The organism is Anaerobacillus sp. ABR4_321, from assembly GCF_056158505.1.
On the sequence record NZ_JBSWTK010000012.1, the window covers coordinates 182,874 to 197,000 of the forward strand.

Annotated in this window: 10 protein-coding genes; 2 read left to right on the forward strand and 8 right to left on the reverse strand. The window is 36.1% G+C overall.

The window, feature by feature from the left end; all coding sequences use genetic code 11:
* Window positions 1–54: 54 nt before the first annotated feature.
* The 4 genes from ACXADT_RS22745 to ACXADT_RS22760 all read right to left on the reverse strand — a co-directional run bounded on the left by ACXADT_RS22745 (window position 55) and on the right by ACXADT_RS22760 (window position 6,949).
* A complete protein-coding gene (locus tag ACXADT_RS22745; RefSeq protein ID WP_474835064.1) occupies window positions 55–771 on the reverse strand; it encodes a hypothetical protein in 717 nt (238 codons plus the stop codon).
* A gap of 238 nt (window positions 772–1,009) precedes the next feature.
* Complete coding sequence (locus tag ACXADT_RS22750) at window positions 1,010–2,251, reverse strand: SAP domain-containing protein (RefSeq protein WP_474835062.1); 1,242 nt, start codon at window positions 2,249–2,251, stop codon at window positions 1,010–1,012.
* A gap of 551 nt (window positions 2,252–2,802) precedes the next feature.
* On the reverse strand, window positions 2,803–5,646 hold the full coding sequence (locus ACXADT_RS22755) for a type IV secretory system conjugative DNA transfer family protein (RefSeq protein WP_474835060.1): 2,844 nt from the start codon (window positions 5,644–5,646) through the stop codon (window positions 2,803–2,805).
* Window positions 5,636–6,949 carry a replication-relaxation family protein gene (locus ACXADT_RS22760; protein ID WP_474835058.1) on the reverse strand — a complete coding sequence of 438 codons (1,314 nt, stop codon included), beginning with the start codon at window positions 6,947–6,949 and terminating at the stop codon, window positions 5,636–5,638. Before ACXADT_RS22760 ends, ACXADT_RS22755 begins: the two co-directional genes overlap by 11 nt.
* Window positions 6,950–7,798: 849 nt before the next feature.
* Between ACXADT_RS22760 and ACXADT_RS22765 the strand changes: the two genes are divergently transcribed.
* The gene (locus ACXADT_RS22765; RefSeq protein ID WP_474835056.1) at window positions 7,799–8,224 is read left to right on the forward strand and encodes a hypothetical protein; all 426 of its coding nucleotides are present in this window, start codon (window positions 7,799–7,801) and stop codon (window positions 8,222–8,224) included.
* 63 nt (window positions 8,225–8,287) lie between these two features.
* Here ACXADT_RS22765 and ACXADT_RS22770 read toward each other — a convergent pair whose 3' ends face one another.
* The 3 genes from ACXADT_RS22770 to ACXADT_RS22780 form a co-directional block, all read right to left on the reverse strand.
* On the reverse strand, window positions 8,288–9,034 hold the full coding sequence (locus ACXADT_RS22770) for a DUF1643 domain-containing protein (RefSeq protein ID WP_474835054.1): 747 nt from the start codon (window positions 9,032–9,034) through the stop codon (window positions 8,288–8,290).
* A 113-nt stretch (window positions 9,035–9,147) separates the two neighbouring features.
* Complete coding sequence (locus ACXADT_RS22775; RefSeq protein WP_474835052.1) at window positions 9,148–9,690, reverse strand: hypothetical protein; 543 nt, start codon at window positions 9,688–9,690, stop codon at window positions 9,148–9,150.
* 65 nt (window positions 9,691–9,755) lie between these two features.
* A complete protein-coding gene (locus tag ACXADT_RS22780) occupies window positions 9,756–10,946 on the reverse strand; it encodes a ParM/StbA family protein (protein WP_474835050.1) in 1,191 nt (396 codons plus the stop codon).
* 785 nt (window positions 10,947–11,731) lie between these two features.
* Here ACXADT_RS22780 and ACXADT_RS22785 point away from each other — a divergent pair.
* Window positions 11,732–12,733 (forward strand): hypothetical protein, encoded by a 1,002-nt coding sequence (locus ACXADT_RS22785; protein ID WP_474835048.1) that lies wholly within the window; start codon window positions 11,732–11,734, stop codon window positions 12,731–12,733.
* A 238-nt stretch (window positions 12,734–12,971) separates the two neighbouring features.
* Here ACXADT_RS22785 and ACXADT_RS22790 read toward each other — a convergent pair whose 3' ends face one another.
* Window positions 12,972–13,901: a hypothetical protein gene (locus tag ACXADT_RS22790; RefSeq protein ID WP_474835047.1), complete on the reverse strand. Its 930-nt coding sequence runs from the start codon at window positions 13,899–13,901 to the stop codon at window positions 12,972–12,974.
* Between the last annotated feature and the right edge of the window lie 226 nt (window positions 13,902–14,127).

Genomic DNA, 14,127 nt, shown 5'->3' on the forward strand with positions numbered 1-14,127 from the left:
AAGGAGCTGGCTTTTTTAGGTTAAACATTTTATTAACGAAAGGAAAATTAATTTCTAAACTTGTTCAGGAGATTCTAACTTTTTAATCTCTGTTACTAATTGTTTTCTTAATTCTATATATGGATTAAGCTGATTTTGAGCGGCAATATAAAGGCTTTTTTCAGAGGAACACTTTGTGTTTTCACTTATTTCTCGTTCTTCATCGGAGGGGATGGAAATACATAATGAACCAGTTTGGCAAAAGTTAACACACCCGTCTAATTTCGACTTTCGTTGACTGACTATATTAGTCAACTTTTGAACTGCTACTTTCAAGAATTTCAGGTTATCTTTAAACATAGTTATAATATGGTCGTCTGTTGAAACCCCAAAGGTATATTTTCTTTCCTTCATCGCAAGTGCTCTTAAGTTGCTAGTAATTGAGTAAATATCTAAAGCTTGCAAATAAGTCTCCAATCCAACATCATCTCTATTAAGTATAACCTCAAGTTCCCCTAGAATAAAAAAACCGGAATCTGTAATAAGATTGTTTAAAGGTTGTTCATTTTGTGGAATGGGCTCATATTCGGTAAATAACCTTAACATTCCATTGAAGTGACCTTGCAATCTTTCAATCCTTAAGGTTTCCATTGTTTCAATAATTTCTGCTGTATGTGCTTGTATTTCATCGGACACACGCTTTAAAATTTTTCGGGCTTTGTCCTCTTCTTTTTTTGCCTCCTCTCTTTCTTTATAAGCTTGTGCTATCGCGATTGCAATTTTAATATACATAACATAGAATCTCCTTAGAATTTAATTCAGCTCAAAAGAGGTAGTTCTGTAGTTGTTCTATATTGTTTTATAAAAGTGCTCAGTGTATTCAATATTTATTTCATTTTCAGACCTGAGGTAAAGTGTATGGCGAAGTATCATAATCGTACTTGAGCGGGGAATTTGAGGACACCGTCATTTGTAGAATTTGATTAATACTATTAAAAGCCACCTCGTTTAGAGCTGGCTTTTTGTTAGGTTATTCATCTTTGTATAGTTTTTGATAATCGACAGGGAAATCTACTTTAAATTCATTTCTGAACGTGTCAGTGTCATAATTTTCTTCCAAACGTTTATAAGCCTCAAACAGAATTTCTTTTACTCTATCTTCGTCATCTTCCAAAGCATATTTAAGACATGTAAAACACTCTTCCCCGGTAAAATAATGGAACAATAATTCACCTCTGGTCTTATCCCATGAAATTGAAAAATGCTCAAACAATTCTTCTTCATCAAGTTCTAAATGATTGATTACTTTCTTTATACTAGACGCTGCTGGCATATTAAACATCATTATTTTCGGATGGTCAACTTGTCTACTATTACTCAATCCGCTTGAATCAAAAATGAAAACTCTAAAATAATGATGTAAAGAGTCTACATACTTTCCCTCGTTGCTTAGTTGCTTTGCCATACTAAAAATTACATTCCTCATCAAGCCATATTTAAACTTCTTCCCATACTTCATATACGCTTCTTGAAATAAGATCCAAGATATATCTCCATTATTAGGTCTGTAATCTAATTCATACACTTTCCTAATCGCATTCGCAACATTGTATATCCCATCCTTCGAATTGTTACGATGCGCTGGCACGATATAATAATAGTCTTCTAGAGCTTCTTGCCCTTTCTCAGTTGGCATTAAAGAAGGGTGTTGTATGAAGGCGATAACCTCGTCCTCTTGAAAGTTCTCCTGAATCCTTGTAAGAAGCTCACTTTTGTTTCCTCCCACTTTCAATTGCTTTGTTTTTAATATCTCTTTTAAATCAGAGACTCTAAAAGAGTTTAGCGATTCATATGAGGAAGATTCACTTACATAATGTTCTTTTATAAGTTTCTTCAATGAGCGTTTGGCATCTATACCATACTCTGTTTCAAAGTACCTGGGGAATACGACATCTTCGTGTTTACCTGATATCCAGTCTATTAACAAAATCTCTCCAGGAAGTAATCCTATAGGCAATACTTTGGTATATATCGGATCAATATTATATTCGAACGAAACTTTAGAAGAGGCAATAGTTTTTGGTTTGCTAATAGGGTTGGCAGTACTTACTTTACTACTGTTATGTTTCATACGACTATCACTGTCATTTGTATTCCTGTTTTCCCGATTAATTGGGTTATTTGTGTCACTCGTGATACGGTTTTGACTATTTGAGCTGTGCACCTCACCTTTATTCTTGAAGACGTTCTTTAAAGCATCGAATATGCTCATAGAAATCCCCTTTCCCTCACACCTTATGTATGATTACTACGCACTTGATAAAAAACCTTTATATATATGAAATTAAATAACGGCAAGGGGATTAATGATGGTAGAATAAGACAGTGGTTATTATCCGCTGTCTTATATACAATAATAGTAATCCACCTAAGCTGGGCGGCGACAGGTGTGTTAATGTTTAAAAAACAAAAGAGGAAGGTAGCGTTTAACTAGCGCTACCTTCCTCTTTTAATAATCGGAAATCCTACTGTGGTAATGTATAATGAAATACTATAATTCTTTATCCCTCCAGAACCCACCCCACGGTTAATCCCTTTAGGCTGCCTCAAGTTAAATATACACTAACTTCAAAAAGATATATACTTTTTTTTCCAAAAACTATCTCTTTTTGTTGAAGGCTAGCTTTAGTTTTCGTAACCATTGGCATCCGAATATTTTGTAGACATATATGATATAAATTTCTAATTAATCTAATGGTCTCGAACACGAATGAAGCCCAAAAATGCCCCTTCTAATTTAATGTAAGGGGCAATTCAGTTTTACTAGCCTTTACTCTCATTGGTTGAATAATCACCAATAAGTGCCTCTATACCATCGGAATCTAATTTGTCGTTATCTCCAGCAATGCTTTTTTGCAATTCCATAATTAAATCCTCTTGTTGTTTAGAAATCTGACTTACTTCTGGCTCTTCAGCTGTCTTTGGGTCTTCTTTAGCTTCAGTAACACCAAATATTTCTCCTAAAGGATCATAATCATCGCTACCCAAATCACTAAAGGTCTCTTCCCCTTTTTGTGCCTCAATTCTTTCTGAAGCACTATCGGCAATACCTTCACATTCAGAAAATCCTTTTTCATTTGCTAAAGCCGAACTTTCTGTAAGAGGTGGAGATGGAGTACTTTCAACAACAGTCTTTTCTTCAAGTATCAAGTCTTTGTTAGTCTTCTCGGTATGATTACGCTTCGCTTTGTACTTTAACTCAATAGGTTTATCATTTGCGGGAACAATTATGTCTAATAATTCTTCGTTATCTTCCATTTCTTCCGCTTCTTCTTTTTCTTTGTCTCCATCAGCACTATTCTGTACCTCTTCCGCAATTTCATCTTCTTCAATTCCCTCTTCAACCAATTCAGTAAGGCCATTGAGATATTTATTTCGCTCATACATCCACATCTCACCTGATTCCTCATCTACTTCATATAGAGATTGAATGAACTCATCCCGTGGAACAAAGTTCGCATCGATTTGACGGACAGGTATCGGACGATTGTTTTCAACGATTTTTATGGCACATTGAAACTCTCGCTGATACATAATGTCAGATGGAGACATTACCGCTTCTTTCGTTTTAGTATAGGAACTACCCGCTCTGGTGACTGGTTGCTCCTGCAATGCAGATACAGCCTGCTCACTCATGGCCTCTTCAAACCGCTCTTCTTCCCCAAAGATCTTGGAGAAAATCTCCGCATCGTAATCAGGAATATCACCGTATACCATTTTGTGACGAAGTGTACCTAAAAGCGTGTGCATATAAGACTCTCCATACTTGTCCGCAAGCTGGGCTATGGTTTGTGCGACCACTGTAACAATCGTTTTGTATTTACGACTCTGAGCGGGAAACTCTTTAAACGGTTGATAGATGTAATCCGGAAATTCATCGACCAGGATGTGATGAAAGTTAGAGGTTGCAGGCTCACGACGGAAAACAGCATTCTGTAGACTGAGTAATACTAATTTACCGAGAACATTGGATAACCCTGCAAGTTCACCTTTAGCCGTATTAACGAGTAATACTCCACCAAACTCAAGGTGCTTATCAAAGTTGAAATCAGATTTACCAAACAGTACCCTTCGAATAAGTAAGTTAGATCCTATATCGTTAAGGATGTTACGAAGCCCCTGCACATACTCTGACTTCGCATCGTAATAAGCATCTTCCCCTCGATACATTCCGTGTGTGACTTTTGTCGGCGCTCCACTCCGTTCTGTTATTGGCAAAAGGTTAGCATCGAACCATTCATCAATTTGTTGAACGATCTTCCAATGGTTCCTTTCATCTCTCCCCTCTATTGAATCAATGTCAGAAGGGAAGGTAGACTTTAATGCTACATGCATTCGTCTTACCAGTTGAGGGTTATTATACATATCGAGCAGCATATCAAACGTTACTTCTTTTTCAGGTTCATGTAGCTTCAAGAGGTAAATGTAATGCTTAAGATGGTTCCTTTCTGATTGTTGGAAGAAGAAGTTACCTCCGTCCCCTCCTTCTGCAAGACCTGCGATCACCATCGCAAAAGCTTCGGCTACTTGTTCTACAGGCCCTTGCATGGGATTAATACTTGGCGTATCCGGGTTAGTTGGATCGATATAGAAAACAGATTCTTCGGGAATATGGTGAGCGTTAACTAACTTATATAGCTTCTGACATAAATCATTCGATGGCTCGATAACCGATATCCCGTTCAGATAACTCCCTTTTACATCCTCTGTATGGTAATCTTCCCGCTCGTACAAAGAAGGATATGCGTTTATAAACTTAGTCATCCAATGGAGGTCCTGATTCAAGATAGGAAGTACAAGAGCGGCCGTCTTACCTGTACCGATACTTCCGATGATGCAGTTGTTAAGAGTTCTGTCCTTCCCTAATTGGACGATGGATTCCCTGGTAGTGCTATCCGGTCCTAAAATCACATCCGGATACTTTTCTTCTTTTCCTTGTTTATAAAATTGCTGGAGCTTCTTAGATTTAAATTCAAATTCCTCAAATCTAGTTCGTAAATCTTCACTATGCATTGAGTACTGACCAGTCGCCCACAGCATTAGCAGCATAACGATAATTGTTGGGACGAAAACTAAGAAGATGATCAGATTTGATACATTACCTGTAAGGATAGCGTGCCAGACATTGACGACCTCTAACTTATTCTCTTGCTCCAACAAGTAAGGCGCTACGTAATTATAGACTGGAGCGGTGACATACCATGTGTAATAGGTAGTAATACCAATAAACATAGATAGGAATATGGTGTATCGCCAAACTTTCGTCTGGTAATACTCCATTTTGGTTGAAATTAGCCATGTGGTGATCGAGACAATCGTGATAATGGCCAAACCAATTAGCGACGGTTTAGTTGGATTTCCGATGAAAGTGATGATTGGAATCGTTTCTCGGAATTGCCCAATCATTAAAAATGAATAGTTGAGGATCGTCCTTACCATTAACAACATAGTCAAAATAACAAATGAGGTAGTGATAAAGGATGGTGCTTTTCTTTTTAACGTCTCCCTCATATCATCCGGCAGCTTATCAAGTATATTCTCCAGGATGGCTTCTGACTTAGCCCTCAGTAAACTCGTTTTCACGTCAGCTTGAGTATTATCCTTCATAAGTCGTCTCCTCAACAGAAAGTTTCGTCTTATGTTTATAGAAAACAGGAACCTGGTCCGATTCTTCCATTAAAAGCTGGTTATCTGTATACAAGACATTATCTGTAAACATGCCAATAACATCATTGGTGCGTTGCTCTTTGTCTGGGTAGATACCAATCACCTTATGTACCTTTTGTTTGAAGCGGTTATCTTCAATTGCTGTCGAGAGATATTTGATTCGATCGTAGACCTGCGCATTCCCCTCATCCAATATAACGAAAAGTATTACTTCACTGAATTTCCCAAGAGGATGACTCACTTCATACGCGCGATCAGCATGCAAAGAGGTGTCCATATTGTGCAAATATACTTGATTGTTTTCAAGTGGCTGCAAGTCATATGCGAAATAGTCATTATGTTGATGAAGAATACTCCAAGCTGTATCGAGCTCCATATCTAAATACGATTCAGTTAACGGCTTATCACCAGTAAGTAGTCGAGGGATCACTTCACTGGCTCTTGAAGAATGTAAAACGTATATACTTTGGTTCTTTCGTATCAGGTTAGGAAGCTGAGATAGCTTTTGTTTCATGTTATCTATTCTTATCGTTCTCTGCTTTTGTTCTTCAGAAGGGGTGAAAAACGCGTCCTTCTCCTCTATCACCGAAAACAGAACAATATGCTTTCGCTCAGGATACTTCATACTCAATTCAATGTACTTCTTCACTTTATTTTCGATTACCTGAAGCCTCTCGCTCCCGCTATCCACTTCAATGTAGACGTAACGGTTTTCACACTGTAATACCCAGTCTGGAACGATAAACTTTGGATCTACCTTGCATATCAATTCTTGGTAATCCTTCTCGTGAGGATTAAATGATTTCAAGGTATTACCTTTAGTATTTAGAATTGCGTCTAAAACCAACTGCTTTGTACCAAACAGATGGGCAAGCTGTTTTCTTTCATATGCGTTATTGATTTTAATAGGAAGCGAACTTTCAGGAATCAATCCTTCTTGAACCAAGATTTCAGCCCCCCACTTCCCAAGCTGATAAATGTAAAAGGCAAAACCGTCTTGTCCCATTCTGACCTTCTGCCCACGAACGACCTCGTAATTTCTCCACCTGGCCATTTTATTTCCAAACGATTTCTTTGTGATCGCCATATGACTAGAGAGGTATGCATACAAGTCATCTCCTCTTAACATCTTTTGGTCGAACAGGAAAGAAAGCATCTCTAATTCTATGTCTGTTAACTCTACCCCTTTTCTGTTCATCCCTTTTATGAACTTCTTTTTCTTGAACTCGTTGATATGTTTCACGTCTATGCCTCCTAAATATAAAAAGGACGCCACCACTAACTCCACATCTGTTCAATTGAACAGGTATGAAAGTTAAGGGGACGTCCCTTTGCGTATTATTAATGATTGGTTAACTGTAGTAATTCGAAATTGAACGAGATGGATTGCTGCTCGAACGAATATGAACGTGAATCAAGGATTAGCATGCAATTCCTTATGTACAGTTATCATACAATATATGAACTATAAATGAAAAGAATCAAAGTGAAAAACACTATAATTGAAGGTAAAATGCTAATTTGTATTTTGTGTTGAATTCCCCTAAATATTGAGGGTAATAACAAGCCCTGGCAAATAGATAAGTCGCGGTTATCTGTATGCTTAAAATGTTATTAGAGAAAGGCGCAACCCTATGGAAGCAAATACACGCTCAAATCCATAGGGTGTCTTGTGGATTTGACCCTGTGAGTTTGACCTTGTGGATTGCATGTGCGTTTCTCATAGCTAGTGATTGAGAATGATCGCCTCTTCCCCCCTCTCCAAAACTACTCCCCCAGCGACCCAATGACCAGACGACCCTGAGATAAAGCAGAATATATTCAATTTCGTTCAAATAGAGAGGAGCGCTTTTGAATGACCATGATTGCGCTATAACCTCAAAAACGTTTCATAGCGATTACGATTTGAAAAAAACTATCAATTAAATCAATACATAAATACTTATTATTGTATTGATTAAGATATATACAAATGTATTGAATTTCTTTCATGAAGTTATGTATAAGAATTATCCATTTGGTAATAATGGATAACAGTTAACTCGTTAACCAGTTAACTAAACAGAAAATAACTTTAATGGGAGGAATTCAGATGGGGAAACAACAATTTGCACAAAAAGTTGATTCCAATGTAAAAGATGCAATTGAAGGGTTAACTGAACAATATATCATTGATAAAAGAATTAAGGAAAAAGGAGAAATCATTACATTACTCTATGAAGATCATAAGGAGAAAGAAAAAGAGCGCGAAGTTATGAAGGAAATAAGCAAAGGTGATGTACTTTACTCTTATCTCCGAAGAGTTACTGATTTGTTTTATTCAAATGTAAGAGAGCATGAGACCATGATTGAAATGATAACAAGTGATCATCAAGAAGAAGTTGCGTTTCTAGAAATGAAAATAAAGAACCTTGAAGTTACTGTTAAAGAGTTGACACGACAATTAGATGAGAAGACTCTTGAAAAGAAAAATGCTGAGGATCTGATTGAAAAGTTAAAAAAGAAGCCTCAGAAATGATTTATATCAGAGTATCCGTATGTTACCGCCCATCTGTTTATTGTCGTAATTATCCTTTATGAACTAACTAAGTAAATCCCTTAAACTATAAAGAGGATGCTCCTTAATATTTATTAATCGTGTCTTTTTATACTTATTTTTATCTCCGACCGGACTTGGATGACAGGGATATAATTGCCTTCTTGTAGAGGTCCGCTTACCTAGTATGTCAAAGATGTATATCTTCTCCTCATTCTCTCTTAACAGGATCTTCAATTCACTTGAGAAATGAGGGACAGCATATTTATTTCCTTTTTCGCCCCAACCTAAAATAAGCATATCTGTTTCTATCACAACTTTACTTATAATTCTTTTGTTCGTATCATCGTTTAGGGGAAAGTCGTTTTCATCTGCATTACTGGACTTGATAACGGAACTCGTATTCACAACTATCAAGCTCCCAAAGTTGTATTGCTTTAGATATTCAATCAAAAAATCAACCGTATTGTCACCACTAAGGTCAGTAGCATAACTAGGATTCATTAAGAAAGCAGCTGCAACAGGAAGTTCAGGGTCCCAGATTTTGCTTAAGTAATAACGACGGTTGTCATGTTCGTTTTTCCCCTTACCGAAAAGCGCAGCACCAATTACAGAAGAATGGCTAAGGGTTAAACGAGTATTAGAGGTGTTTGGTAAAAACCTTGTATTGGCTTTAGTATTAGAGCAATACTCCCAACCATTGTCTTTGATCCATTCTTCGAGACGTTTAGTAAATTCCTCCTTAGACAGGCCACTCTTAGTACTAACAATCCCTTCGAGATTAAATACCATTCTTATTCCTCCTCAAATTAGTGGAAGCTTCCCCAATATTCTTACCAAAAGTCATATTAAAAAAGGATGAGTAAAGTACCCATCCATTAAAACTACTTATATCCTATTGTAACTTACCAATTTGAATAATTAATATTACGTACGACCTTCTTTGGTCCATCACCAGAATTATTACTCTTCATAGCATCTTGAGACTCATCTTTAATTGAGCTTTCTTCTTCATTTGGTGAGTAATTAACTCTGTTGGCTTCGTCTACATTTGTTTCATGTATCGCTTCAGATTCTGATTCAGGGGCATTATAGGAAGTTCGTTCTCGTTGTTCGGGTTGTTTACTTTCCTGTTCTTCCATAGTTGTTTCCACTGCTTTGTCTTGGATATTTACTTTACTTTCTGAAGTTGGGATATCATAACTGTGGTCCTTGTTGCCTGTCGCAGGAATTGTTTGACCATTAGCTACCCCAGGATGGATTTGCTTATACATAATTTCATCTTTTAAATCCCGAACTCCATTTTCAGCAACGTCTTTTTCAATGAGATGACGAATGGATTTACTAAAATTCGATTGACTATTAATCCAATCCATAATGTATTGTGGCTCATTCTGTTTGGTACGTAACATACAGCTTTCCCCGCGTACCTTTGGTTTCTTTCTCACGTAGTTCACCACCTATCTAGAAAAAGGCAGACATACCAATGGGTAATGCCCGCCATAGTTTTTATTTAAGCTAATTCTTTCTTTTTAAGTTCAGGTAATACCGTTTTCAAGAAGATGTTCAATCCATTCACATTCATAAGTGGCGCGTATTTTTCTGGAACCCATAACAATTCTGCTTGTAATTCTGAGCGGTCACATAGCTTCTTAAGCAAAGGATAAAGGAATTCTTTCATCATGATAGATCCGCCACCATACACGCAGATTACGTCAATTTCGTTTGATGCTCTTTTAACTTCATCCTGGATATGAGTGTAAATTGATTGAACTTCAGACCTCATAGATTGTTTCAGCAACCTTACAGCATCATCATGATACTTATGTTCAGTATCTTTGATGTAATCTATGAATTGCTGCCTAGAGACTTTAATACTTGAAATCTCTTCTTTGAATAATTCAATAGCTTTATTAATGGAATGACCAATTCCGGTAGGAATACCGTTTACGAAATCCCTATCATACTCCCAACCTATTGTTAGTGGCGTATCTGTCGTCCCATCTCCTATGTCAACGTGCTTAATTCTCTTACCTTGGAAGTACTCTCCATCAACCTTCTTGTCGTACTCATAATAAAATTCTTCGAATAAGTCATCAGAACGATAGTTTCCATCCTGGTCCTCAATCAAGGTAAATAACGTTGGAGTACCTTCAGGAATAACTTTCACGTATTCAAAATTCAAGGATACTTTAACCTTTTGGTATCCTACATAAACGATTACTGTATGAAAGCCTTCTGTAAACTTCCTAGCAAACTTATCCGCATTCTCTCTATTCCACTGGTTAACAGGAAGTGCAGTAGCCATATCAATACTAAGACTAATTTCTTTAGGTATTTCTCCCTTTTTCTTAAACGAAGTTTGTACTGCGACAGCAGCTAGGTTCCCTAATGTTGTGATCATTGGCAAGTCGTTTTCATGCTTTGTTTCACTTTCAACGCTCATTGTATGAGCATCATGCTTACTTTTTATTGCTTTACGTCCAATAAAGTGAAAACCTCCAAAGGTCAAACTATCAGACTGAATATCTACTTGAAGTTCTTCTAGTAACCCTTCTACCAGCTTATGAGGCTCAGTGTTGTCTTCAAACGATGGTTTATTAGGCATAGAGTATGTATTCGGTTGCCTGTAAAGTTCTCCATTAACGATTAGTGCTTGTTCGCTATTCCCATTATCATTTGCTACTTTAAAATTTAACTTCATTTTAAGCACCCTCTCTTTTATCAATACATTTGTATTGATTATAAGATAACTATTCCTTTGTGTCCATACTTTACCAACGAACTCTTAAACATCAATAAAAAAGTCCCGCTAAATATCAATACAAACATCTATACAAAACACAAAATTTGTTAATCAATACATTTGTACGTATAAATACGTGTATGAAAAGCAGTGTGTTATCAATAATCACAACATTTTATATTTGCTATAGATTTTTAGCCTCATTTCTACAACTAGATTGTAAGTACGTTCGTTTATATTGATATATACACCCAAGATCACCAACTAAATATTAAATGTAGAGGCAGTTCTTTTTTTTGTTAAATAGTTAGAGATAAAACTAACTACAGTATCACGCTTTATTCTGGAAATCAGCGCTACAGCGCAAAAACACACTGCACGAGCGTTACCTAGCTCTCAACAAACGCCATACACCAACAAATGTTGTCAAATCAATAACGCTATCGCAAATTCACCACCGTAAAAACAAACCCGCTGCGTTACAATCAAACAAACGATGTATAGCTGATACGTTTCATGGCGTTTATATAGCTATAAACTTCAATCGAATGAAATAGATTAACAACAAATGAACATCAGCGTTACAGAACGCACTTAGCACAATGACCAAACGATACACAACGCATCCGCTATACATCGTTTTTGCTTTCATAGCGCTCAAAAACCCTTGATAAATAGCGGGTTTGGAAGTAAACTTGAGTTAATAGATTATGAGATTGCGCTATAGCGGAGGAGGTGCTTCGATGGATTACAATATGAAAGAGTTGCTAGAAGAGAAATTCAAAGATGATCCAATATATAGAGAAATTCAAATCAATAAGATTGATATGGAAGATGTTTTTACAAAGGGCATTTTAGAAATGCATCCTGAGACTACATACAGCACAGTCGAAGCCGGAAAAATTATAGATCGAAAAGATAGTACAATCAGAAATTACTTTAGGACAGAGCTGGAAGATTACATTGCACCTGAACGTTCTGGAAAGTTTTATAGACTAAATTATCAGAGTGTATTTCGAATGCACATGATTTTACTCTTAGTAGACAAGGTAAACAAAACAACTGTGGATATTGGTTATGCTTTAGGCTATCAAGCACTGTCGTCGACGAGCGATGGTTTGAAACAAAAACGACGTCCTAACGAAGGTGCATTAGATCCATATGAGGGAGAGAACAGTTCCAATTCCCAAATGAATGAATTAAAGAAAATGATGCTGATTCAAAACTTGAAACAGATAGAGCTTCAGGAGAGGGGAGTTCTAACCAACTTAAAGGTTGACTTAGCGAATGTTGACCGAGAGATTGATTCGGTTAAAAATCAGATGGAAATTGCAAAACTAACGGAAGAAAAAAATCAGGCAAACAAAAAATACTATAAGGTACTAGATTATTCTCTTAGAAATACCAGAGCAGGAAATAAAGAAACAAAGAAAAGCTTTTGGAGCCTTTTTAAGCCACAAAGTGATGAAGACGAGGTAGACATCGATCAAATCTTAAAAGAGGCCTCTACAAATGCAGAGAATGAAGTAGCAGCTGCATCAGAACTAGAAGCAGTCACAGAAAATCTAAATTCTAGATTAATAGAGCTTGAAGAAACAAAAAAAGAAAAAGAAGAAGAAATCAACAACCAGGTAGTGAAAATAAACGGAGTAGAAGAGAAAGTAAAATACTTGAACAACCCAGAAAATGAGATATCAATTGATCAAGTATCTAAGTTTCTACTTGAGTCAAACAGTACGGATTAAACAGTTAACATAACACTATTAATTGATACTGAAATGAGGGGATACCATGTTAGGATTGCTAAAAGACAAAACAAAGAGTCGATTAGATACAGCTGTAATAAGTGTGGGAATAGTTTCTTTAATCAGCGTCATGGTCATTACAATAATTGATTATATGTAGTTAAGGTGTAGTGTTTTAGAAATGGAAAAATATTTAGCAAGAAGGGAGTTCATTGAGTTGAACTCCCTTCTTGCTAATTTAATAATTCATATTGTTATATATATAACCTGTTGAAGGATCTACTGCATACCAACCCCAGGTCGCTGTATGGCCCTCTTTCGTTTCAGGATCATCAATTACTAATTCATACACTTGAAAGACCCAGTCTCCATGTTCATTATCATTAGAATATTCAACAAAGACATTGGGATTATCAATAGGTACTTGAGCGTATTCCACTACATTATTACGAGCCTGTTCTTTTGTTAAGTTATAAGAAGATATTTGTTCGGTGGCTGCTGCTTCCTTCTTTTTCTCTTCTTCTGCTTTTTGCAATTCTTGTTCCTCAGCTTTTCTTTGTGCTTCTTCTTCTGCTAACCTTTTTTCTTCAGCTTTCTTTTTCTCAATGATTGCTTGTTTTTCTTTATATTTTGATTCTTGCGCTAAAATATCATTTATTGAAGTATCGACACTACTAATTAAAGTATCTTTATTAGGATGTTGTTCTGATTCCCCTTTTAAATCACCTAGTATCTTTAAGCTCTCTTCAAATTTGTATTCTCCAGCTAGAGATTCGGCTTTCATAATGCTTTCTTTAATCCTTTTTTCTTCTTCAATCCATTGAATTATTTCTTTATGTTTACTATTACCATAACTTTTAAGCAATGATATCGACTTCAAATTGTACTGATTATTTGCATTCTGGATATCCTCATAAAATACTAACGCTTGCTCAATACCTTTTTCCTTCTCTGTATCTATAGCGAATAGTAAGGATTCAAGTACATTTTGTAGCGCTAATGCTTCGTCTGTTTCCCTTTCACTAATAGCTTTTTTCAGAGTATTATTGGCTTCTTTGAAGTTTTGATCCTCTAGAAGCTTATCTACATTCTCCATCTCCTCTGTATAAGCTTGAGAAGTACATCCAATCAATAAACTAATTAGTAATAAACCTAATATCTTTTTCATGCGCTACCCCCGATATTCTTAGATACTATTTTACTTTTGGAAATTTGATTATAAACTTTAGCTTTGTTTTAAGGTGTTTTGCAAATTAACTAACATGTAATCGTTATACATATTTTAATAAAAAAATTGATAAGAATAGAAAAAGATTGTTATTTTTACCTTCCTTTAATCTCTCTAGTATTTAAGTAAGAGAACCATAACAAATGAAAAACCTAAACAATAGAAT